This is a genomic window from Alteromonas algae, from assembly GCF_049117195.1.
GTDB lineage: Bacteria > Pseudomonadota > Gammaproteobacteria > Enterobacterales > Alteromonadaceae > Alteromonas.
Window position 1 is genome coordinate 1,857,268 of the sequence record NZ_CP185260.1, and the last position, 22,905, is coordinate 1,880,172.

At 44.3% G+C, this 22,905-nt stretch carries 19 protein-coding genes; 13 read left to right on the forward strand and 6 right to left on the reverse strand.

Annotation, left to right across the window (positions count from 1 at the left end):
* The first annotated feature begins 29 nt into the window (after positions 1-29).
* On the forward strand, positions 30-923 hold the full coding sequence (locus tag ACOJRU_RS08405) for a DMT family transporter (RefSeq protein WP_421134567.1): 894 nt from the start codon (positions 30-32) through the stop codon (positions 921-923).
* Between the two features lie 99 nt (positions 924-1,022).
* Here ACOJRU_RS08405 and ACOJRU_RS08410 read toward each other — a convergent pair whose 3' ends face one another.
* On the reverse strand, positions 1,023-2,120 hold the full coding sequence (locus tag ACOJRU_RS08410; protein WP_421134568.1) for an NADH:flavin oxidoreductase: 1,098 nt from the start codon (positions 2,118-2,120) through the stop codon (positions 1,023-1,025).
* Positions 2,121-2,300: 180 nt separating this feature from the next.
* Between ACOJRU_RS08410 and ACOJRU_RS08415 the strand changes: the two genes are divergently transcribed.
* A complete protein-coding gene (locus ACOJRU_RS08415) occupies positions 2,301-2,543 on the forward strand; it encodes a DUF2164 domain-containing protein (protein ID WP_421134569.1) in 243 nt (80 codons plus the stop codon).
* 62 nt (positions 2,544-2,605) lie between these two features.
* Here the strand turns inward: ACOJRU_RS08415 and yfaE are convergent, their stop codons facing one another.
* From yfaE to ubiG, 4 genes are all read right to left on the reverse strand, one after another.
* Positions 2,606-2,878, reverse strand: a complete 273-nt coding sequence (yfaE, locus tag ACOJRU_RS08420; RefSeq protein ID WP_421134570.1) for a class I ribonucleotide reductase maintenance protein YfaE — start codon at positions 2,876-2,878, stop codon at positions 2,606-2,608.
* Positions 2,879-2,890: 12 nt separating this feature from the next.
* Positions 2,891-4,021 carry a class Ia ribonucleoside-diphosphate reductase subunit beta gene (nrdB, locus tag ACOJRU_RS08425; RefSeq protein WP_421134571.1) on the reverse strand — a complete coding sequence of 377 codons (1,131 nt, stop codon included), beginning with the start codon at positions 4,019-4,021 and terminating at the stop codon, positions 2,891-2,893.
* Positions 4,022-4,113: 92 nt separating this feature from the next.
* Positions 4,114-6,435, reverse strand: a complete 2,322-nt coding sequence (nrdA, locus tag ACOJRU_RS08430) for a class 1a ribonucleoside-diphosphate reductase subunit alpha (protein ID WP_421134572.1) — start codon at positions 6,433-6,435, stop codon at positions 4,114-4,116.
* 505 nt (positions 6,436-6,940) lie between these two features.
* A complete protein-coding gene (gene ubiG / locus ACOJRU_RS08435; RefSeq protein WP_421134744.1) occupies positions 6,941-7,645 on the reverse strand; it encodes a bifunctional 2-polyprenyl-6-hydroxyphenol methylase/3-demethylubiquinol 3-O-methyltransferase UbiG in 705 nt (234 codons plus the stop codon).
* A 380-nt stretch (positions 7,646-8,025) separates the two neighbouring features.
* Here ubiG and gyrA point away from each other — a divergent pair, with 380 nt between their 5' ends.
* The 10 genes from gyrA (at position 8,026) to pyrF (ending at position 20,865) form a co-directional block, all read left to right on the forward strand.
* On the forward strand, positions 8,026-10,719 hold the full coding sequence (gene gyrA / locus ACOJRU_RS08440) for a DNA topoisomerase (ATP-hydrolyzing) subunit A (RefSeq protein ID WP_421134573.1): 2,694 nt from the start codon (positions 8,026-8,028) through the stop codon (positions 10,717-10,719).
* 99 nt (positions 10,720-10,818) lie between these two features.
* A complete protein-coding gene (gene serC, locus ACOJRU_RS08445; protein ID WP_421134574.1) occupies positions 10,819-11,904 on the forward strand; it encodes a 3-phosphoserine/phosphohydroxythreonine transaminase in 1,086 nt (361 codons plus the stop codon).
* Positions 11,905-11,908: 4 nt separating this feature from the next.
* A complete protein-coding gene (aroA, locus tag ACOJRU_RS08450; RefSeq protein WP_421134575.1) occupies positions 11,909-13,189 on the forward strand; it encodes a 3-phosphoshikimate 1-carboxyvinyltransferase in 1,281 nt (426 codons plus the stop codon).
* A 149-nt stretch (positions 13,190-13,338) separates the two neighbouring features.
* Entirely contained in the window at positions 13,339-14,010 is a 672-nt protein-coding gene (gene cmk, locus ACOJRU_RS08455) for a (d)CMP kinase (RefSeq protein ID WP_421134576.1), read from the forward strand.
* A 113-nt stretch (positions 14,011-14,123) separates the two neighbouring features.
* The gene (rpsA, locus tag ACOJRU_RS08460) at positions 14,124-15,794 is read left to right on the forward strand and encodes a 30S ribosomal protein S1 (RefSeq protein WP_421134577.1); all 1,671 of its coding nucleotides are present in this window, start codon (positions 14,124-14,126) and stop codon (positions 15,792-15,794) included.
* 78 nt (positions 15,795-15,872) lie between these two features.
* Positions 15,873-16,160, forward strand: a complete 288-nt coding sequence (gene ihfB / locus ACOJRU_RS08465; RefSeq protein ID WP_421134578.1) for an integration host factor subunit beta — start codon at positions 15,873-15,875, stop codon at positions 16,158-16,160.
* Between the two features lie 145 nt (positions 16,161-16,305).
* Positions 16,306-18,645, forward strand: a complete 2,340-nt coding sequence (locus ACOJRU_RS08470; protein WP_421134579.1) for a PilZ domain-containing protein — start codon at positions 16,306-16,308, stop codon at positions 18,643-18,645.
* Between the two features lie 142 nt (positions 18,646-18,787).
* Positions 18,788-18,988 (forward strand): lipopolysaccharide assembly protein LapA domain-containing protein, encoded by a 201-nt coding sequence (locus tag ACOJRU_RS08475; RefSeq protein WP_421134580.1) that lies wholly within the window; start codon positions 18,788-18,790, stop codon positions 18,986-18,988.
* A gap of 4 nt (positions 18,989-18,992) precedes the next feature.
* Entirely contained in the window at positions 18,993-20,162 is a 1,170-nt protein-coding gene (gene lapB, locus ACOJRU_RS08480) for a lipopolysaccharide assembly protein LapB (RefSeq protein WP_421134581.1), read from the forward strand.
* A 7-nt stretch (positions 20,163-20,169) separates the two neighbouring features.
* The gene (gene pyrF / locus ACOJRU_RS08485) at positions 20,170-20,865 is read left to right on the forward strand and encodes an orotidine-5'-phosphate decarboxylase (RefSeq protein ID WP_421134582.1); all 696 of its coding nucleotides are present in this window, start codon (positions 20,170-20,172) and stop codon (positions 20,863-20,865) included.
* Positions 20,866-20,947: 82 nt separating this feature from the next.
* Here pyrF and ald read toward each other — a convergent pair whose 3' ends face one another.
* The gene (gene ald, locus ACOJRU_RS08490; RefSeq protein WP_421134583.1) at positions 20,948-22,081 is read right to left on the reverse strand and encodes an alanine dehydrogenase; all 1,134 of its coding nucleotides are present in this window, start codon (positions 22,079-22,081) and stop codon (positions 20,948-20,950) included.
* Positions 22,082-22,229: 148 nt separating this feature from the next.
* Between ald and lrp the strand changes: the two genes are divergently transcribed.
* Positions 22,230-22,715, forward strand: coding sequence for a leucine-responsive transcriptional regulator Lrp (lrp, locus tag ACOJRU_RS08495; RefSeq protein WP_421134584.1), 486 nt, complete (start codon positions 22,230-22,232; stop codon positions 22,713-22,715).
* The last annotated feature ends 190 nt before the right edge of the window (positions 22,716-22,905 follow it).

Consider the following 22,905-nt stretch of genomic DNA (forward strand, 5'->3'; position numbering starts at 1 on the left):
CCTCTTTTTTTTGATAAAAGGACAGGTTAATGAATCGTGCGCTATTACTTGTGAGCATTGCCATGGTGGCTTTTGCTGCTAATTCTCTGTTGTGTAGAATGGCGCTTATCAACACTGACATAGACCCTGGTTTGTTCACGATAGTCCGCTTAATGAGTGGCGCAATATGTTTACTGATTTTGGTTATCATTACTAAGCAACAATCGGTACCCTCAAATAACTCAACGCCCATAAAACACTCCATCACATCATTAATTACTTCGCACGGCACGTTGTGGGGAGCGATTGCATTGTCTATTTACGCTATAGCGTTTTCATATGCCTACGTGTCCTTAAGCACAGGCACTGGCGCGCTATTATTGTTTGGTGCCGTTCAGCTTACGATGATTGCGTACGGCCTGCTTCATAGAGAGCGTTTTTCAGCACTGCAGTGGGTAGGGTTTATGATTGCAATAGGCGGTGTGGTGACACTACTCATTCCTAGCGCCACTGCGCCAAACCCAGTAGCGGCGCTGTTTATGGTCATTGCAGGAATAGCGTGGGGGGCGTATTCGTTACTGGGTAGAAAAAGTAATACTCCGTTATTGTTAACGTTCGGCAACTTCGTTTATGCAAGCTTACTTCTGATCCCGTTGGCGTTTTGGTTGTGGTTATCTGATGCTTTTCACTACGATGCTGAAGGGGTAGTGTATGCACTACTGTCGGGTATTTTAGCATCCGGTGCGGGGTACGCCATTTGGTATAGCGCGCTTATACTAATTCGTGCGACTACCGCGGCAACGGTGCAATTATCAGTTCCAGTTATTGCGACTTTCATGGGGTGGGCGTTACTATCAGAGCCGTTAACATTACAAGTGGTACTCGCGTCTGGGCTAACGCTTGGGGGAATTAGTTTGGTTATTCGGTATGGCCAGAAGGCGTAAAGAATCGATGATGACGGCCAACGTAGTCTTGATATACAAAGACTACGTTGAACCGTTATAACGCGGCGCTAAATACAGCGGCAGTACTTTCTCAATAAATCAGCTTAACGTCGCTAGTGCGTCCGCTGAATATTCCTTAAGTTCATCCATACGCTGCTCTTTTATTTTGCGCGGCCAATTAGGATCTTGCAGAAGTGCTCGCCCAACGGCAACCATATCAAACTCGCCTTGCTCCAATCGCTCAACCAAATCGTCAATTGAGCGCATGTCTGAACCTTTACCTTGGAACGCGCCAAAAAAGTCGCTATTTAATCCCACGGACCCGACGGTAATGGTTGGCTTACCGGTAAGTTTTTTAGTCCAGCCAGCAAGGTTTAGGTCGCTGCCTTCAAACTCATTTTCCCAATAACGACGTTGCGAGCAATGGAATATGTCAACGCCAGCATCGCTTAACGGGGTAAGAAACTGTTCAAGCTCTTGCGGCGAATTTGCTAGTCGAGCAGTGTAGTCTTGTTGCTTCCATTGCGAAAATCGCAATACAATTGGGAAGTCAGGCGAGGTTGCTGCACGAATAGCTTTAATAATTTCTACGGCAAAGCGTCCGCGGTTTTCCATGTTACCGCCCCAACTGTCGGTACGCTGATTCGTTCCTTCCCAAAAGAACTGATCAACCAAATAACCATGGGCCCCATGTATTTCTATGCCATCCATACCTATAGCTTTAGCATCTGCCGCCGCCTGCGCAAAGGCAGCGATAACAGATTCAATATGCTCAACTGTCATTGGCTCGGCGCCTTGCTTGCCGGGCTTAAATAACCCCGAAGGCCCCGCACTGGGGAGTTCAGGATACGGGGCTTTTTCAGCAACCCTAGCCATGCCCACATGCCACAGCTGCGGCATGATTTTACCGCCAGCGCTGTGTACATCGTTAACGACGTTTTTCCAACCCGCTAATGCTTCAACACCGTGAAACTTAGGGATATTAGCATCCATTGTCGCCACGTTATCGTTTACCGTAGTACCCTCAGTGATGATAAGCCCAGTGCCACCTTCTGCACGTCGTTTATAGTAGCCTGCCACGTCATCCGTCGGAATACCATTAGGTGAAAACTGACGCGTCATAGGGGCCATAACAATACGGTTTTCTAGCGAAAGGTTATTGCTGTTAAAATTTGAAAATAAGGTGGTCTTCGACATGTAGGGTCCAGTGTTAATTAGGGAATACGATAGCAAAATAGTAAGCGCATAACCGATGAAGTCAATTTTCTATTAATTATAGTGATACATAAGCGTTGATTGGTTTGGGTTGCGTCATAGTGCTGTATTAAGTAATGCTAATTTGATAGCGTTTAAAGCAACATAGCAAGGAACGTTACAATGAGTGAAATTACCTTTAATTCCGATGAAAAAGCGAACTTAGTTAAAAAGCTTCAACAGTATGTGGCTAACGAGTTAGGTGTCGAAATCGGGCAGTTCGATGGTGAGTTTTTACTGGACTTCATCAGTGTTGAGATGGGCCACCATTTCTATAATCAAGGGGTTCGCGACGCGCGGGCTGTGTTCGATTCTCGTTTAGAGACCATCGATGAAGATTTGTATGGTATTTTGAAAGACGGGTAACACGACATCATTATTACAAGTCTGTTTGCGCTTCTACTCGCTTATTGTGTAAAGCGGTACGTTTATAACGGTACCTTTATTTTTAATGCGCTTTTTGCAACGCAGCAGCAGGGGAGTATTTCATCGTCGTCGATAAACGCAAGTGGATCGGTAGTATAGTCAACTTCCCCATCAAGTAGTTTAGTGCGACAAGCACCGCAAAAACCCTCTCGACAATGAAAGTGTATGTTGATATTGGCGGCTTCAAGCGCGCTAAGTATTGTTTTATCGGGTGAGGCCTGAATGAGCCCCACATCGACAACGTCGATGCGAAGCCCTTTACTGTCATTTGTCATTGAGGGGTATAACTACAGCTCAAAATCGGCAAATTCATCTTCGTTTACAGCAGAGTCTATCTGGCCGACAAGGTAGGAGCTTATTTCTGATTCTTGTGGCGCAACTTGCACATTGTCAGAATTAAGGTAGTTGTTCATCCAAGGAAGGGGATTGCTGCTTACATCAAACGGTGCGTCAAACCCAATGGCTGTCATGCGTTGATTAGCAATGTATTCGACATACTGACAAAGAATTTCTTTGTTAAGCCCAATCATTGAACCATTTTGGAACAGATAATCTGCCCACTGCTTTTCTTGTTCAACAGCATTGAGAAAGATATCACGCGCTTCTTCTTTGCATTCTTCGGCAATCTGCGCCATTTCTGGATCATCTTTGCTTTTCGCCCACAAATTTAGAATATGCTGTGTTGAAGATAAGTGCAGGTTCTCATCGCGCGCAATTAATCGAATGATTTTTGAATTGCCTTCCATGAGTTTACGTTCAGCAAAGGCGAAGGTGCATGCAAAAGAAACATAGAAGCGGATTGCTTCTAGCGCGTTTACTGAATTCATACATAGGAACAGTTTCTTCTTAAGTTCATACATATTGATTGTATGCGCAACACCGTCGACGGTGTGAATTCCTTCACCCTGAGTTTGCCAAAGTTGCGTGGCAAAAATAAGGTCGTCGTAATATTTAGAAATGTCAGCAGCTCTTCGCTTTATCTCGTCGTTAACAACAATATCTTCAAAAATTTCACTTGGGTCAGAGAAAAGGTTACGCAATATATGCGTATAAGAACGTGAGTGTATCGTCTCATAAAAAGACCATGTCTCAACCCACGTCTCTAACTCTGGTAGAGAAATAATCGGTAAAAATGCAATGTTAGGACTGCGGCCTTGAACAGAGTCGAGTAGCGTTTGGTATTTCAGGTTAGAGATAAAAATGTGCTTTTCAGGCTCAGTGAGCTTCTGAAAATCAACGCGATCTCTTGTGACATCTACTTCTTCAGGACGCCAGAAAAAGCTAATTTGCTTTTCAATAAGCTTCTCAAAAATAGCGTGCTTTTGTTGGTCATAACGTGCAACGTTTACGGGGTTACCGAAAAACATTGGCTCGACCAATGGATTAGTGCTTTGCTGATTAAACGTAGTGTATTTCATGGTGACCTAACTGAAAACTTAATGATAAACGCGTTTATTAATTAGTGTTCTTGCTGCGACTTGTACGTGCGGAAAAACCGCTAGGGTGCGCGCTATATTTTGCACGCACCGCCGGCACAATCATCGTCTTCTTCTACTACGACTTCTTCTTGTCTAGGTAATGGAACATTTGCCTTTGCATCAAGTGCAGAGGTATCCGATGCGCCATCCCTTGTATTATGGTAGTACAAGGTTTTTACGCCCAGTTTATATGTGGTCAGCAAGTCCTTCAGAAGCAGCTTCATTGGGACTTTATTACCGTCATAACGACTTGGGTCATAATTGGTGTTTGCAGAAATTGTCTGGTCGATAAACTTCTGCATAATACCTACAAGCTGAAGGTATCCATCGTTTGATGGAATGTCCCACAACAACTCGTAGTTATCTTTTAACGTTTCGTACTCTGGAACAACTTGCTTTAGTACACCGTCTTTACTTGATTTGATACTGATAAAACCACGCGGTGGCTCAATACCGTTCGTTGCATTTGATATTTGCGACGACGTTTCTGACGGCATAAGTGCTGATAACGTAGAGTTACGTAAACCGTGTGTTTTCACTTCTTCACGAAGAGCATCCCAATCGTAATGAAGTGGCTCGTTGCACACTTTATCGAGATCTTTCTTATAGCTGTCGATTGGCATGATACCTTGAGAATACGTGGTCTCGTTAAACTTAGGACACGCGCCTTTTTCTTTCGCCAGGTTGTTTGATGCTTTCAGAAGGTAATATTGCATGGCTTCAAACGTTCGATGCACCAATGCATTTGCGCTATGGTCTGAGTACTTCACACCATTTTTAGCCAGGTAGTAAGCAAAGTTTATAACACCCACACCCAGTGTACGACGACCCATTGTGGCATTGTAAGCTGCAGGAACAGGGTAGTCTTGATAATCAAGTAGATTATCCAATGCACGCACCGCAAGGTCGGCTAACTCTTCGAATTCGTCTACTGACTTAATTGCACCTAGGTTAAATGCAGACAGTGTACACAGGGCGATTTCGCCATTTTCATCATTTACGTGCTGCAAGGGTTTAGTTGGCAGCGCGATTTCAAGGCAAAGGTTACTTTGACGTACAGGTGCCACTTCTGGGTTGAAAGGACTGTGCGTATTACAGTGGTCAACATTCTGGAGGTATATACGGCCAGTACTTGCACGCTCTTGCATGAATAAACTGAACAGTTCCATCGCTTTAATCTGCTTTTTGCGAATGCTGTCATCGTTTTCATACTTAACGTAAAGCGCTTCAAATTTATCTTGGTCAGCAAAAAATGCATCGTAAAGACCAGGAACATCAGACGGACTAAATAACGATATAACACCGTCTTTCATCATTCGTTGGTACATCAGTTTGTTAAACTGAACGCCGTAATCTAAGTGACGAACGCGGTTTTCTTCTACACCACGGTTGTTCTTAAGTACCAATAACGACTCAACTTCCATATGCCACAGCGGATAGAACAAGGTAGCCGCACCACCGCGAACACCACCTTGAGAGCAGCTTTTAACAGCAGTTTGGAAATACTTATAAAATGGAATACAGCCAGTGTGGAACGCTTCACCACCACGGATTGGGCTGCCAAGCGCTCTGATACGGCCCGCATTTACACCAATCCCAGCGCGTTGACTTACGTATTTAACGATAGCGCTAGCTGAAGCATTAATAGAGTCTAAGCTGTCGCCTGTTTCAATCAATACACAAGAGCTGAACTGACGAGTAGGGGTACGTACGCCTGCCATAATAGGCGTTGGCAATGAAAGCTTAAAGGTTGATGCTGCATCGTAGAAGCGGCGAACGTAGCTCATGCGTACGTCTTTGTCGTAATTTGCGAATAAACACGCTGCAACAAGAATATAAAGGAACTGAGCGCTTTCATATATTTCGCCAGTTACACGGTTTTGAACGAGGTACTTGCCTTCTAACTGTTTAACCGCCGCATAGCTAAAATTCATATCGCGCCAATGGTCGATATACGTGTCCATCTCAGCGAACTCTTCCGGCGTATAGTCTTCTAGAAGATGGGCGTCGTATTTACCCATATCAACCATATTGGTCACATGGTTCAATAGTGCAGGCGGCTCGAATTGGCCGTACGCTTTTTTGCGAAGGTGGAATATCGCTAAGCGCGCTGCAAGATACTGATAATCTGGCGCTTCTGTTGAGATTAAATCTGCCGCTGACTTTATAAGCGTTTCGTGGATCTCACTGGTCTTAATACCATCATAGAACTGAATCTGCGCTTTAATTTCGACTTGAGAGACGGAAACATTATTCAGGCCCTTTGCGGCCCACGTCACCACTTTATGGATTTTTTCTAAATCGATGACTTCTTTTTCGCCATTGCGTTTGCTGACGGATAGATTGTTATTCATTGCTACTGGCCGTTATTTGTTAGCGCTTAATGCGTGGGCTTTAGCCCTGTTCTATTTATAGTAATTAGTAGTGAGTAACGCCTAGGCGCAATTACACTTACTACTAACCAGACGATATTGCTAACCCTGTAAAGGAACCAATATCGCCTAGGTAATCAAACGTGTGTTTTTGTTCAACAGAGCGATCGCTTCAACTTGAGTGCGATCGTTTGTGATCACGAAAATCATAGCTGTGGATCACGTGTTGGACCCAGCACAAGATAGTGAGGTTTTGGTATTAATGCAACCCAATATCTGGTGCTTTAACGAGCACTTAAACTGGCATGAAATTTACGTTAGTGGAGACTAACTTTTTAGCTTTGTACAAACCTCTAACATCGTAATTGCAAGCACTATTGTAAAAAATTGTTTCTCTTTAAATTAATTTATTACAAGAATCTATTTTTTATAAAAACACGATATATAGTGCGTAAAATATCTACATAACCCTAGATGTAGTGTTAATTTACTCTGGTAACACGGTATATAGTAGGTAATTTACGTCGACATTCTTATTTGAAAGGTAAAATCCTTGGGACATCGGGTCCATATGTAAACCTGTCATATCACGGGGCAGTAACCCAGCAGCATCAGTCATCTTGAGAAGCTCAGAAGGCTTGATAAACCGTGAGTGATCATGGGTGCCTTTCGGCACAAGTTTCAAGACGTGCTCAGCGCCTACGATCCCCATTAGATAGGACTTAATATTTCTGTTTAATGTCGAAAAGAAAACTTTCCCACCAGGTTTTACAAGCGATGCACACGCTTTAACCACTGAAGCGGGGTCGGGAACATGTTCTAACATTTCCATACACGTCACAACGTCAAAACTATTTGCATGAGATTCAGCGTAGGACTCGGCTGTTATGCATTGGTAGTCTACAGTGACGCCTGATTCTAAGCCGTGCAGTTTGGCCACGTCGAGTGACGCTTGTGCCATATCCAATCCTGTTACTTTTGCCCCCGCTTTTGCCATGGCTTCTGCTAAGATTCCACCACCGCATCCGATATCCAGCGCACGCTTATCAAAAAGCCCCTCGCAGTGTTGGTTAATAAAATCCAAGCGAAGAGGGTTAATTTGATGTAGCGGTTTAAACTCTCCCTCTGGATCCCACCAGCGCGAAGCTAATTCTGAAAACTTTCCAATTTCTTGATGATCAACGTTTGTCATAGCACTTACCATTCCTGGGTGAACAAGACGTCGCTGCGCCGTGTTCATCATTATTATTCTGTATACGCACAGGTAGCCAATATGAAATATGCGTATCTTTGTGGTTTTATAACATACCCGATCTTTGCCATGCTTTTTAGCATTTTTAGTGGTGCATGATGGGAAAAGTGTATTGCTTGAATGAAAAATAATCGGTTAAGGTTAGTAACGTCAAGAAGGGGAATTAAGCGCTACATAAATGTATCATCAAGTGATACACTCGCAGGTAGATTATGACCCCCATAATAACAATGCGCGCCTTGAAGCCGCTTCTACAGTTGTTGTAAAGTGACTTCATTGGATAACGCAGAACAAACTAAGATAAAGGGATTAAGCAGTTTATGTCAGATAACGCTAAAGAAATCCTCCCCGTTAATATCGAGGAAGAGTTAAAGAACTCTTATCTTGATTACGCGATGAGCGTTATTGTCGGGCGAGCATTGCCTGATGTTAGAGATGGTTTGAAGCCAGTTCACCGCCGCGTGTTGTTTGCGATGAATGAACTCAAAAACGATTTCAATAAGCCATATAAAAAATCAGCTCGTGTAGTTGGTGACGTTATTGGTAAATACCACCCACACGGTGACTCAGCGGTATACGACACCATTGTTCGTATGGCCCAGCCATTTTCTCTTCGTTACATGCTAGTAGACGGACAAGGTAACTTTGGTTCGGTAGATGGCGATTCTGCTGCCGCAATGCGTTATACCGAAGTGCGTATGGCAAAGATTGCCCATGAGCTACTTGCCGACCTCGACAAAGAAACCGTGGATTTTGTTCCTAACTATGACGGTACAGAATTCATTCCAGAAGTACTTCCGACGAAAGTGCCGAATCTACTGGTAAATGGTTCATCTGGTATTGCTGTTGGTATGGCAACCAATATTCCCCCACATAACCTTACTGAAGTAATCAACGGTTGTGTTGCACTTATTAATGATCCATCAATCACTATTGATGATCTTATGACGTACATTCCAGGCCCAGATTTCCCTACTGCCGCAATGATAAGCGGAAGGAAAGGAATCGATGATGCCTACCGTACCGGCCGCGGCAAAATTTACATGCGAGCTAAAGCGGACATAGAAACCGATGCGAATGGTAAAGAAACCATCATCATTAATGAAATTCCGTATCAGGTTAATAAAGCACGTTTAATTGAAAAAATTGCTGAGCTAGTAAAAGAAAAACGCATTGAAGGCGTTTCTGCTTTACGTGACGAGTCTGATAAAGACGGCATGCGTATTGTCGTTGAAGTTAAGCGTAACGAATCTGCAGAAGTGCTGTTAAACCATTTGTATGCAAACACACAGCTTCAAACGGTGTTTGGTATCAACATGGTTGCGCTTGATAATGGTCAGCCAAAGGTTTTCAACCTTAAAGAGACGCTTGAAGCATTTATTCTTCATCGTCGTGAAGTCGTTACACGTCGTACTGTCTTTGAGTTACGTAAAGCACGTGACCGCGCGCATATCCTAGAAGGCTTAGCGATTGCGCTTGCTAATATCGACCCAATAATTGAGTTAATCAAGGCATCTCAAAGCCCTGCGGACGCGAAGAAGTCGCTTGTTGCGCAAGGATGGGAGCTAGGTGATGTATCACAAATGCTTGAACGCGCTGGCGACGATGCAGCGCGACCAGATTGGCTTCTTCCAGAGTTTGGTATTCGAGAAGGTAAATACTTTTTAACTGAACAACAAGCACAAGCGATCCTCGACCTTCGTTTACATAAATTAACGGGGCTAGAGCACGAGAAAATTCTTGAAGAGTACAAGCAACTTCTTGAAATTATTGCTGAGTTATTACACATCCTAAACAGCCCAGAGCGTTTAATGGAAGTGATTCAGGAAGAATTAGAGAAGGTACGTGAAGAGTTTGGTGACGAACGTCGTACTGAAATTACTGCGGCAAGCCACGATATTGATATTGAAGACTTAATCGAGCAAGAAGACGTTGTAGTCACCTTGTCTCGTGAAGGTTACGTTAAATATCAAAAGCTGACTGATTATGAAGCGCAGCGCAGAGGCGGACGTGGTAAGTCAGCCACGAAGATGAAAGATGAAGATTTCATTGAAAAACTGTTGGTTGCCAATACACATGACCATATTCTGTGCTTCTCAACACGTGGACGCTTATACTGGTTGAAAGTATATCAACTGCCATTTGCTAGCCGTAATGCACGTGGTCGTCCAATCGTTAATATTCTTCCCTTAGAAGATAACGAGCGCATCACCGCCATTCTTCCTATTAAAGAGTTTGAAGAAGGCAAATATGTCTTGATGGCAACGGCGAATGGTACGGTTAAGAAGACCGATTTAAGTCTTTATTCCCGTCCACGTTCAAGCGGTATCATTGCTGTTAATCTTAACGAAGGCGACGAGCTTATTGGCGTAGATATTACTCACGGTGATGATGACATCATGTTGTTCTCTGACGCGGGTAAAGTGGTACGCTTTAATGAGAAGCTTCGTGACAGTGAAACGGGCGAAATAAAACGCGACCCAGAAACGGGTGAAGAGTTGTTAGCCTTAAGACCTATGGGTAGAACGGCGACCGGTGTTCGCGGAATTAGGCTTCAAGACGGTCAAAAAGTGGTATCACTTATTGTTCCTAAAGGCGATGGACCTATACTGACTGCAACCGAAAACGGTTTTGGTAAACGTACACCGCTAGAAGATTACCCCGCGAAGAGCCGTGCAACGCAAGGTGTTGTTTCCATAAAGGTATCTGAGCGTAACGGTAAAGTAGTTGGTGCTGTACAAGTCGATGATACTAATGAAATCATGCTTATCAGTGACCAAGGTACGTTAGTAAGAACCCGAGTGAGTGAAGTATCGGTCGTTGGCCGAAACACGCAAGGCGTAAGACTAATTCGTACGGTTGAAGGTGAACATGTTGTTGGCCTACAACGCATCGACGAAGTAATCGACGTGCCAATGTTAGATGAGGATGGAAACCCTATCTTGTCTGACGAGGCCGTAGAGCTTGAAGAAAACACCGCACAAGACGGTGAAGATTCAACGACAGAAGAGTAGGGATATCGTGCGTTAACTATCGTTATCGCGCGTTGTCAGTGTTCTTTCTAACAAGCGGCTTATGCCGCTTGTTACTTTTTACAGGTGTTGAAAAACGCAATGAAAGAGGTTTTTAACTTTAGTGCCGGCCCAGCTATGCTTCCTCAGGAAGTTATGCGTAAAGCCCAAGGCGAATTTACAAATTGGCGCGACTTAGGCTGCTCGGTGATGGAAGTGAGTCACCGTGGAAAAGACTTTATCGAGATTGCTGCAAAAGCAGAACAAGATTTACGCGACCTTTTATCTATCCCCGATAACTACCATGTGTTGTTTACCCATGGTGGTGGCCGAGGTCAGTTTGCGGCCGTACCTCTTAACCTTTCATCTAAAGACGATAAAAGCTTACACCTAGTAAGTGGGTCATGGTCTAAGGGAGCGGTATCAGAGGCGAACAAATACAACAACGCTGTGGTGGTAGGAGAAGTAAGCGAAAAAGACGGTATGCATTTTATCGAACCGCCTTCAGTCGCATCCATCGACCAATCGGCTGCGTATTATCATTTTTGTCCAAACGAGACCGTAGATGGTATTGCATTTGACTGGTTACCTGAGTCAGGGCAAGTGCCTCTTGTCTCCGATATGTCATCAACGATATTGTCGCAGCCCCTTGATGTTGCAAAGCATGGTGTTATTTATGCGGGGGCGCAAAAAAATATCGGACCTAGCGGTTTATCGGTTGTTATCGTACGAGACGATTTAGTGGGTAACGCGCGCATTGAAACACCTTCTATTTTTGATTACGCGCTAGCCGCTAAATCTGACTCGATGTACAACACCCCCCCCACGTTTTCTTGGTATCTTGCCGGTTTAGTGTTTGAGTGGCTAAAAGATATTGGTGGTGTTGAGGCTATGGCAAAGCGTAACGCCGAAAAAGCGTCGCTATTGTATACCGCTATCGATAATTCAGACTTCTATTCTAGCCAAGTACACCCTAGTAACCGTTCTAAAATGAACGTTCCGTTTCATCTCGCAAACTCAGACCTTGATGCGCTTTTTTTAGCGCAATCTCAGGCTGCTGGATTACTCGCACTGAAAGGACATCGCTCTGTTGGTGGCATGCGAGCAAGTATCTACAATGCAATGCCCGTAGAGGGCGTAGTCGCATTAGTAGAATTTATGCGTGAATTTGAACGAGTGAATGGGTAGTCGCATGGATCAGTTAACATTAAAACCGATTGATAAGGTATCTGGTGAAGTCAATGTACCAGGTTCAAAAAGTTTATCTAACCGTGCACTGCTTCTTGCTGCCTTAGCAGAAGGTGAAACAGAGCTGACAAACTTGCTAGATAGCGATGATATCGAACATATGCTCAATGCACTCACCAAACTCGGTGTGAGTTATCAGCTAAGTGAAGACAAAACACGGTGTGTTGTTCAAGGTAATAATGGTGCGTTTAACGTCGCTGAGCCTGTTGAGCTTTTCCTTGGGAATGCTGGAACCGCGATGCGCCCGCTGTGTGCAGCGCTTGCGGCGAGTAACGTAGACACTGTGCTTACAGGCGAGCCTCGGATGGAAGAGCGTCCGATAGGTGACCTTGTAGATGCATTGCGAGAAGCGAATGCTGACATTACGTATTTGAAAAACGACGGTTTCCCACCGCTTCAAATAAAAGGTGCGTCATTAAATGGCACAGAAATGTCTGTAGATGGTAGCGTTTCGAGTCAATTCCTGACGGCGTTACTTATGGCTGCACCACTGTTTAGTTCAGACGTAGTCATCCGTATCAAAGGCGAACTGGTGTCAAAGCCCTACATTGATATCACGCTCGATACGATGGCAAAGTTTGGCGTGCACGTCAAAAACAATAACTATCACACGTTTACTATATCGGGAGACGCGAAGTACGTTGCTCCCGGCAAGTTTATGGTTGAAGGCGATGCATCGTCAGCGTCATATTTTTTGGCGGCAGGTGCTATTAAAGGGGGCACGGTACGCGTAACCGGCATAGGGAAAAACAGCATTCAAGGCGACATCCGATTTGCTGAGGTATTAGAAGCAATGGGGGCAAACGTTACATGGCATGACGAATATGTCGAGGTAACAGGGGCCCCGTTAAAAGGTATCGAGATGGATATGAACCATATCCCCGATGCTGCAATGACCATCGCGACCACTGCCTTGTTTGCCGAAGGTACGACGACCATGACCAACATTTATAACTGGCGAGTGAAAGAGACTGACCGGTTAAGTGCAATGGCGACTGAGCTTCGAAAAGTTGGCGCTGAGGTTGAAGAAGGGCATGATTACATTAAAGTATCACCGCCGAGTTCGATACAGCATGCACAGATAGATACCTATAATGACCATCGTATTGCAATGTGTTTTTCTCTTGTGGCATTGAGTGATACTCCAGTGACTATTAACGACCCGGGGTGCACACGAAAAACGTTCCCCGATTATTTCACGCGGTTTGCCTCGCTATACCGTTGAGCATAGTAACGCACAGCATACGCTGTGCGTTTACCATTGCCACCGTCTATACACTTCCTTACATAAAAGCGTATTTTTACAGCATTGCTTATCTAGCCGTAACGCGTATAATGCGCGCGATTTTGATAGTAAATAATTTTGGAGCAGGTATGCATTCCACACCCGTAGTCACGGTTGACGGCCCTAGTGGTGCAGGTAAAGGTACGTTAAGTAGCCTTTTGGCCAAGAAACTAGGGTGGCACTTTTTAGATAGCGGTGCAATTTATCGCGTACTAGCCGTTGCCACGCTTCACCATGATCTTCCGTGTGATGATGAAGAATGTGTTGTTCCGCTTGCCACTGGCCTTGATGTCAGCTTTGAGACGAACGAACAGACGACACGAATTATTTTGGAAGGTGAAGACGTTACTGACGATATTCGTACAGAAGACGTTGGAAGCGTAGCATCTAAAGTTGCAGCCTTACCTCGTGTTCGTGAAGCATTGTTGCGCCGTCAGCGCGCGTTTCAGCAAAGCCCGGGCTTAGTTGCCGATGGAAGAGATATGGGAACCGTCGTCTTTCCAGACGCGCCTGTTAAACTTTTCCTGACCGCTAGCGCAGAGGCAAGAGCAGAACGCCGCTATAGCCAGTTGAAAGCAAAAGGTATGGATGTTAATATTGCGCGCCTTTTGACCGATATCAAAGCGAGAGACGAACGTGATACTCAACGTTCTGTCGCGCCACTGGTACCGGCTCAAGACGCAATAGTGATTGATTCGACGGACTTGGATATTGACCAAGTCTTTGAAAAAGCGATGAATATTATCTCATCACGCTTATAAGCGCAGAGGGTATTCAGAGCAGTGCTACCACAGGGAGTGGCGGCTTTTACTAATAACCCCACGTTATCCGGATTAGAAGCGTGGATATCAACTTAAAAGTTTATTTGAACCTTATGACTGAAAATTTTGCACAACTTTTTGAAGAAAGCTTACAGGAACTAGAAACACGCCCTGGTTCGATTGTAAAAGGTACTGTTGTTTCTATCGACAAAGACATCGTTCTTGTTGATGCAGGCTTGAAATCAGAAAGTGCTATCCCAGCTGACCAATTTAAAAATGCTGAAGGCGAACTTGAAATCGCAATCGGTGACGAAGTAGACGTAGCGCTAGACGCCGTTGAAGATGGTTTCGGTGAGACAATCCTTTCTCGCGAAAAAGCGAAGCGTCACGAAGCGTGGGTTGAGCTGGAAAAAGCGTATGATGATAAAGTTACCATTAAAGGTATCATCAACGGAAAAGTTAAAGGCGGTTTCACTGTTGAAGTTAACAGTGTACGCGCGTTCCTTCCTGGTTCACTAGTTGACGTACGTCCAGTTCGTGATACTACTCACCTTGAAGGCAAAGAGCTTGAATTTAAAGTTATCAAGCTAGACGCTAAGCGTAACAACGTTGTTGTTTCTCGTCGCGCAGTTATCGAAGCTGAAAGCAGCGCAGAGCGCGAATCGCTTCTTGCTAACCTTGAAGAAGGCCACGAAATCAAAGGTATCGTTAAGAACCTTACTGATTACGGTGCATTCGTTGACCTTGGCGGCGTAGACGGTCTACTACACATCACTGACATGGCTTGGAAGCGCGTTAAGCACCCAAGTGAAATCGTGAACGTAGGTGACGAAATTAACGTTAAAGTACTTAAGTTCGACAAAGACAAGCAACGTGTTTCTCTTGGTATGAAGCAAATGGGCAACGATCCATGGCAAGAAATTGCTTCTCGTTACCCAGAAGGTACAAGAATCTCTGGTCAGGTTACGAACCTTACAGATTACGGTTGCTTCGTTGAAATCGAAGATGGCGTTGAAGGTCTTGTTCACGTTTCTGAAATGGATTGGACTAACAAAAACATCCACCCATCTAAGGTTGTTAACCTAGGTGACACAGTAGATGTTATGGTTCTTGAAATTGACGAAGAACGTCGTCGTATTTCTCTAGGTCTTAAGCAGTGCATCGACAACCCTTGGGAAACTTTCGCTAAGTCACACGAAAAAGGTGACAAAGTGTCTGGTAAGATCAAGTCAATCACTGACTTTGGTATCTTTATCGGTCTTGACGGTGGAATCGACGGTCTTGTTCACTTATCTGACATCAGCTGGAACAAATCTGGTGAAGATGCAGTTCGTGACTACAAGAAAGGCGACGAAATCTCTGCAGTTGTACTACAAGTCGACCCAGAGCGTGAGCGTATCTCTCTAGGCGTTAAGCAGATCGAAGAAGACCCGTTCAACAAGTATCTGACAGATAACAAGAAAGGTGCTATCGTTGTAGGTACGGTTACTGCTGTTGACGCTAAGGGCGTTACAGTTAACCTATCTGAAGAAGTTGACGGTTACATTCGTGTTGCAGACCTGTCTGTTGACCGTATTGAAGACGCAACTGAAGCTGCTAACGTTGGTGATAGCATCGAAGCGAAATTTATGGGCGTAGACCGTAAGAACCGCACAGTTAACCTATCTGTTAAAGCGAAAGATCAGGCTGACGAGAAAGATGCAATCGAAAAAGTTAACCAGCAAGAAGACGCTGGTTTTGCTAACGCGATGGCAGAAGCATTCAAAGCCGCTAAAGGCGAGTAATGTTCTTTGTAGGGTGCATGTAATGTGCACCCAGTTCGCGATAGCTGTTTGAACAATAATACTGAGATCGAGGTTAGAATGACCAAGTCTGAATTAATTGAACGGCTCGCGGACCAAGCGCGTCACATTCCTGCGAAAGAACTTGAACTAGCAATAAAAGAGTTGCTCGAGCAAATGGCACAAACCCTTCAAAAGGGTGAGCGCATCGAAATTCGAGGGTTTGGCAGTTTCTCATTACACTATCGCGCGCCGCGCGTTGGTCGTAACCCAAAAACGGGAGAGACGGTTGAGTTGGACGGTAAATACGTCCCGCACTTTAAGCCAGGAAAAGAGCTTCGAGAACGTGTCGACGCTTCAATAGCATAATTTGAAAAAGCCGCACTTGTTGCGGCTTTTTTGTGTCTATTAGTTGGTTAAACTGTGCGCTTTCCGTCGTAAGTTGTTGACCAAGTGAACAGTTGCGGCTTATAGTAATTAGTGGATAAGACAAATATTGGTATATGGTTAGCCAATGGCCGCTGGTGAAGAAGAATCAATAATAAAGCAGTATCAGCCACTTATTCGCGCTTTAATTCCTTACGAACAGCAAAATAGATTGCTAGAAGGAATTAATAAGTTTTCGAGTCGATTACCGAGTAGCGTGAGAAAAGTTGTAAAAGAAGAAGTCGTCCGGCTTACTTCTCTCACTGACGCGCCTGCAGATAATTCAGCGTTTGCCCAATTCCCTGTAATGAAATTTAAGCACTTTGGTGTGCAGATGCGTCTCGATAAAGTCGGCGCTACCATTCTTAAAAGTGAAACGTCACTTTATCAAGACCGCTACACCGTCGGTGTGTTCGAATCGGTGATGAATTCGGATTTTTATCAGACGCAAATCAAAAAAGAACAATTTAAAAAAATTGTTGATGCCTTTAAAGTTGAAAGCCAATCGTTTTCAGATATCGACTTTGGAAGTGATATTGCTGTTAGACCTAACTTCTCTTTGTCTTCGGTAGACTTTGAAAAAGGGCGAAGCTGCACGATTAGTTCTATGTCTTATGGCGCATTTGCTTTAGAGACAAAGCGGCCGCCTAATGCGAGCACGGGAGACGTGCTAACGTTTACGCTACCTGAAGTAAAAGGGCTGACCAAACAACCTACCGAAATAACGTTAGAACTTGAAAGTATTAAATACAATAAACACCTTGGAAAATACGAGAGTGTTTTCACCATACCAAGTGATATTGACCCAGCGTTATCGGCTGCAATAAAACGCTACATTGATGCGACAGCATATAAACAACCCCTTCAACGTGACTTAGAAATTGAGCGTGCGATGCAAGACCTAGAGCGCGATAGAATATTGGAGAACAGCCCTTGGCTGCCGGTATTCTTGCAGCTTAAAGGTAAAAGCCTTGTTCCTCACATTGCGTTGTTTACCAAAGCGAATGTCGAGCACAACGATACTGACAAGGTGATTGCGAGCTTGCAAGATAAGCCACTGTTTGAGTTGTTATCGCAAGAGCTTCTAAAATTTAACGAAGCATATGTATTCAGTGGCACGATAAAAACAAAAAGTGGCGAAGTACCTATAACCGCTACCCATAGGCAACTTATTGCATTAGGCCAACTAAGTGCCATCATCTATCTTCTCGTCAAAAATGGTAACTTCACGTGTACGCAATGTCGGCTCGATGTGATTTCTGCACCTGACAAAGAAAAAGCGTTCGCAATACATGATATCGCAAGCAAAAACTTCGAAGCGTTAGCCGCAATCAGTCATGTTGTTTACTGCCGTGATGTGTCGTCGTATCTCACCAATTTAACCTTGGCAGGCAAGTGTGAGTTCAAGCCGCTGTCTAAATCCTTGCGTGCAAGTGGAAACAATTGGCGAATAGATTATGTGATGGAAGAGGATCTCGATAGGCGTAGTGAAACCCGCTACGTTCTGGACAAGCCTGCCACAATAAAGCTTGGAATGCTGTCGTCCGTGGAGGCACGTGTGGCCGATTTATCGGCCAGTGGTATGCGGTTGCTAGTTGCGCCTAATGTTACGCTTCAAGATGAGGTACGCGTATCAATACCCGAATTAAAGGTAAAAGGCGAACGTTATCGCGTGGTTAATTATACGCCTGAAACTGGCGTAGTGAGGCTGTCGCTGCTTACCAATAAAAAAGCCAATAACGGTGTAAATGTTAACGCCATGGTTGAGGAAAATACCGCCTACTTTAAACTTCGCGATATAGCTCGAATGCAGCGTTCTACACACCGATTTATTTGGGAGCTCGCCGTAAGGCACATGCCTTCTCTGTCTGTACTATGTGTCATGAATAGGCATATTTTGGATAGATTGAAAACGGTCTACCAAAGCGAAGCGTCGGATGATCTTTATCCATTTTCTCGCACGCAGAATATTATTCCATTACATGGTTTTTTTGCAGACAAAGCAGAAGCTAAGCCTAAATCCCATATGCTTGAATCGATGTTTAAGGGAGACACCGCGAGAAGCCTTGTTGTACATTGTGTGAGGAAAAGTGATAACCGCTTAGTATATATAAAAGAAAAAGACTTTTTATATTCAAAACTTAGACTGCAGATAAAACAGCAGCTAGAGACCGATAAGATACAAGTCAGCGCAACTGATGTATCGATAGTGCGCTGTCATGGCGCGGTGACGCCATTGACGAAGAAACGCTTGGCACAGCTATCAAAAATCGACAAAGCAATGTATGACAAGCTCGAAGTGATGCAAGCGGGGTACAGCCACTGTATTTTCGTTACGAATATGTCATCGCTTCATCACGACCTTGTATTGGCTAACGTTATCGCAAAGGCAGAGCTCGATGAAAGTGAGCAGGCGGCGCTAGGATAACATTCACTACCGATTCTCTTTTCTTTTGGTGTAATCTAGACCCGCATTTTGTTATTCTTCTACTATCATCTATTTATAGGGCTTGATATTGAAAGGGATCCTCACGTTTTTGTTTGTTCTATCCGTTCTCGGACTCGCGTTCGTGATAGGTTCTCAAAACGAAACACAAGTAACGGTAAATTACCTCATTGCACAGGCACACATTAGTGTAGCGACGTTGATCGCGATATGTTTGCTTATTGGAATTACGTTAGGCGTTGTCATTATGCTTGCTACATGGCTGCGTTTGCGGGTTCAACTACTAGCTGCTAACGCTAAAATTAACCGCATACAGAAAGACTAATACTATGCTCGAACTGTTGTTTTTACTTTTGCCCGTTGCAGCAGGTTATGGCTGGATCATGGGGCGTAACAGCGTTCGGCAAGCTCAGCGAAAACAATCAAGTATTCTCGCAAAGCATTACTACAAAGGGCTTAATTTTCTTCTCTCTGACCAGCCTGATAAAGCGGTCGATACGCTTATCAAGATGATAAACGTAAACAGCGATACGGTAGAAACGCATATCGCGATGGGCAGTTTTTTTAGACATCGGGGCGAAATTGACCGTGCAATCAAAGTGCATCAAAACTTGGTTAGCCGCGAAGAGCTTCAACCCAGTCAACGAGAAAACGCACTACGCGAACTAGGACACGACTATACCCATGCCGGTTTTTTAGAGCGCGCAGAAAATGCATTTTTGCAATTGCTCAATAGTGAAAAACATTATCTAGTAGCCCAACAGCAACTTTTTAGTATCTACCAAACCACGAAAGAGTGGGAGAGAGCCATAGAGCTCGCTGAACGGATGGTAAAATGTCACGGCGATAATGACGATGTTAGCGCACGCCTGGCACATTTTTACTGTGAGCAGGCGACATTAGAACTGAAGCAGGAGCGTGAAGGCGATGCATTGAGCTTGCTGCAAAAAGCAGTGAACGCCGATGAGCATGCTGTTAGACCATGGTTAATGTTAGGTGAGATTGCCTTTCAACAGCGGCGCTTTCACGATGCAGTTGCTTACTTTGTGCAAGTGGCAGAACGTGATATCAATTGGTTCAGTGAAGCCGTGCCCAGCCTTGAAAAAATAGCGGAAGAAACCGGGGATTGGGATAGTTTCGAAAAAACCTTAGAGGCCCATTGGCAAGAATGCGCCACCTCATATCTTGCGATGGTTGATGTGCTTGTGACGAAAGGCGAGGTACAACAGGCTGCCGACTATTTACTTGCTCAGCTTCGAAAGCGTCCAACCATGCGTGGATTCAAAACGCTCATGGGGCTTTATATCGACCAATTACATGATAAACATTCGGCGGAAAGCTTACAGTTACTTGAAGAACTCGTTGAAAAACAGATGATGCAGCGTCCCAAGTATCGCTGCCACAGTTGTGGTTTTTCTGGTCGTAAACTTTATTGGCTGTGCCCATCATGTAAAAAATGGGGCGTGGTAAAACCTATAAAAGGCTTAGACGGAGAGTAAAACAGTTATGCAAGAGTCACAGGTTATTGTTGCATTAGACTATGACAATAAAGAGAACGCATTAGCGTTTGTTGAACAATTATCCCCTTCACTTTGTAAGCTAAAAGTGGGTAAAGAAATGTTCACGCTGTTTGGGCCAGAGTTCGTAAAAGCACTTGTTGCGAAGGGGTTCGACGTATTCCTTGACCTTAAGTTTCATGATATCCCCAACACGGTTGCCAAAGCGTGTAAGGCTGCAGCAGAACTCGGTGTCTGGATGGTCAACGTGCATGCGTCAGGTGGCGTGCCTATGATGAAAGCGGCAAAAGAAGCAATCGCATCAAGTGCGCATCCAGAAACGAAGCTTATTGCCGTAACAGTACTAACCAGTATGGATGAAGCGCAATTACGTGACGTTATTGATGGCGTAACGCCAGAGCAGCAAGTTCTGCGCTTAGCCGAGTTAACCAAAAAAGCAGGGCTAGATGGCATCGTTTGCTCAGCTCAAGAAGCAGAGGTATTACGTTCATCGTTTTCGTCTGAATTTTTATTGGTAACACCGGGAATTCGGCCTGTTGGCAGTGACGCGGGTGATCAGAAGCGCGTGATGACACCAACCCAGGCAATAGATAGTGGTGTCAGTTACCTGGTGATGGGCAGACCCATTACTCAAGCTGATGATCCGGTCGCTGTACTTAATAGCGTGAATGGCGAGATAAAGTGAAGATTAGTTGACCGCCAGTTAGACAAAAAAAAGCCCAGCATTTGCTGGGCTTTTTTATATCAGTTCGCTTATTGCAAACATGCTATGCGCCTTTAAGCGCATCCTCTGCTGGGGTATACGTCAAATTCAATGACTCGCCAAGCGCATCTACAACAGCTTTGTAGGTCACTTTACCTTCATGAACATTAAGCCCGTTAAGAAGGTGCTTATCTTGAAGCATTGCATTCACAGGGCCTTTGTTAGCAAGTGCTAAACCAAAAGGAAGTGTCGCGTTATTCAGTGCCATTGTAGAGGTTCTTGCTACACCACCTGGCATATTAGCCACACAGTAGTGAACAACATCATCAATGATATAAACAGGGTCTTGATGAGTGGTAGCCTTTGATGTTTCAAAGCATCCGCCTTGGTCTATAGCAACATCAACCAGTACTGAGCCTGGTTTCATCAACGCAATTTGCTCTTTGGTTAATAGCTTAGGCGCCGCTGCACCCGGGATAAGCACAGCACCAACAACAAGGTCGGCCTTTGACGAATAGTGCTCTATAGCGTCAACGGTTGAATAAACCGTTTTAACTTGGCCCGCAAAAATATCGTCAATCTGGCGTAAGCGGGGTAATGAGCGGTCTAGGATAGTCACGTCTGCACCTAATCCTAATGCCATTTTCGCAGCATTAACACCTACAACACCACCGCCTATGATAAGCACTTTACCCGGTGCTACACCCGGAACGCCACCTAGCAATGTTCCACTGCCGCCATGTGCTTTTTCAAGGTAATGTGCACCTGCTTGCACTGACATACGACCTGCAACTTCACTCATTGGCGCAAGCAGCGGTAAACCACCTCTGTCGTCGGTTACCGTTTCATACGCAATACATGTTGCACCAGATTCAACCAGTAGTTTCGTTTGTAATGGATCAGGGGCAAGGTGTAAATAGGTGTAGAGTGTTTGACCTTTTCTCAGCATTTTACATTCATTAGGCTGAGGTTCTTTTACCTTTACTATCATTTCTGCATCGGCAAATACTTTTTCCGCCGATGGGGCAATAGATGCACCAGCATCTACATACATGTCGTCAGTAAAACCAATGGCTGTACCTGCGTTCGTTTCTACGACGACACTATGACCATTATTTACAAATTCTTTTACTGCAGCGGGCGTAAGGCCTACACGATACTCATGGTTTTTTATTTCTTTTGGTACACCGACTAACATGTCATTTCCTCATTTAAAGCGATACCCACTGCGGATAACGCGGTCTTTATTTTCGCGCAGTATACGTGATTACAAAAAGAACTATGTGCTGAATAATTGTATTTGTTGGTATATAATTCGGTTAAACTATTATTGTGCGGAATGTTATATGTTAGTGAAAACGCCAAAGCACCTTGACCGAATAGACAGGAATATTCTTTACCACCTACAAAAAAACGGACGTATTTCGAATGTTGAACTGGCTAAAGAAGTAGGACTAAGTGCAAGCCCTTGCCTTGAGAGAGTAAAGCGTTTAGAGGGACAAGGCTACATAAAAGGCTATCATGCGATTGTTGATCCTGAGAAACTCGGTGCCGCCATGTTAGTGTTTGTTGAGATTACATTAACGAAGACGTCGGTAGATATCTTTGAAGAATTTTCTGCTGCAGTAAGGCAACATGACGATATTTTAGAATGTCACCTTGTTTCCGGCGATTTTGATTTCTTACTCAAAGCCCGGGTTGCAGATATGTCCAGTTACCGTCGATTACTTGGCGACACATTACTCCGCCTTCCGGGCGTAAGTGAATCTCGTACTTATGTTGTGATGGAAGAGGTCAAAAGCACTACCTCAGTTCGGATTAATATGAAGTGACGAAAGAATGGTTTAGGTATAGCAAACTGTGGTACGCTGTGGAAAAACACAGTATATTTATTTGTACGGTATTGACTCTGCTATTGTTCGAATTTTCAACGGCTTATTGATAGTAGAGTGTTTGAATAGGTATTGCACTACACAATATCGACACTATCAGTTAACAGGCTTGAGCTTTCAAAAAAGAAAC

Bases quoted from the DNA above. Each gene is read 5' to 3' on its own strand.
- ACOJRU_RS08405 (WP_421134567.1), top strand. From the start codon at position 30: ATGAATCGTGCGCTATTACTTGTGAGCATTGCCATGGTGGCTTTTGCT.
- ACOJRU_RS08410 (WP_421134568.1), bottom strand. From the start codon at position 2,120: ATGTCGAAGACCACCTTATTTTCAAATTTTAACAGCAATAACCTTTCG.
- ACOJRU_RS08415 (WP_421134569.1), top strand. From the start codon at position 2,301: ATGAGTGAAATTACCTTTAATTCCGATGAAAAAGCGAACTTAGTTAAA.
- yfaE (WP_421134570.1), bottom strand. From the start codon at position 2,878: ATGACAAATGACAGTAAAGGGCTTCGCATCGACGTTGTCGATGTGGGG.
- nrdB (WP_421134571.1), bottom strand. From the start codon at position 4,021: ATGAAATACACTACGTTTAATCAGCAAAGCACTAATCCATTGGTCGAG.
- nrdA (WP_421134572.1), bottom strand. From the start codon at position 6,435: ATGAATAACAATCTATCCGTCAGCAAACGCAATGGCGAAAAAGAAGTC.
- ubiG (WP_421134744.1), bottom strand. From the start codon at position 7,645: ATGACAAACGTTGATCATCAAGAAATTGGAAAGTTTTCAGAATTAGCT.
- gyrA (WP_421134573.1), top strand. From the start codon at position 8,026: ATGTCAGATAACGCTAAAGAAATCCTCCCCGTTAATATCGAGGAAGAG.
- serC (WP_421134574.1), top strand. From the start codon at position 10,819: ATGAAAGAGGTTTTTAACTTTAGTGCCGGCCCAGCTATGCTTCCTCAG.
- aroA (WP_421134575.1), top strand. From the start codon at position 11,909: ATGGATCAGTTAACATTAAAACCGATTGATAAGGTATCTGGTGAAGTC.
- cmk (WP_421134576.1), top strand. From the start codon at position 13,339: ATGCATTCCACACCCGTAGTCACGGTTGACGGCCCTAGTGGTGCAGGT.
- rpsA (WP_421134577.1), top strand. From the start codon at position 14,124: ATGACTGAAAATTTTGCACAACTTTTTGAAGAAAGCTTACAGGAACTA.
- ihfB (WP_421134578.1), top strand. From the start codon at position 15,873: ATGACCAAGTCTGAATTAATTGAACGGCTCGCGGACCAAGCGCGTCAC.
- ACOJRU_RS08470 (WP_421134579.1), top strand. From the start codon at position 16,306: ATGGCCGCTGGTGAAGAAGAATCAATAATAAAGCAGTATCAGCCACTT.
- lapB (WP_421134581.1), top strand. From the start codon at position 18,993: ATGCTCGAACTGTTGTTTTTACTTTTGCCCGTTGCAGCAGGTTATGGC.
- pyrF (WP_421134582.1), top strand. From the start codon at position 20,170: ATGCAAGAGTCACAGGTTATTGTTGCATTAGACTATGACAATAAAGAG.
- ald (WP_421134583.1), bottom strand. From the start codon at position 22,081: ATGTTAGTCGGTGTACCAAAAGAAATAAAAAACCATGAGTATCGTGTA.
- lrp (WP_421134584.1), top strand. From the start codon at position 22,230: ATGTTAGTGAAAACGCCAAAGCACCTTGACCGAATAGACAGGAATATT.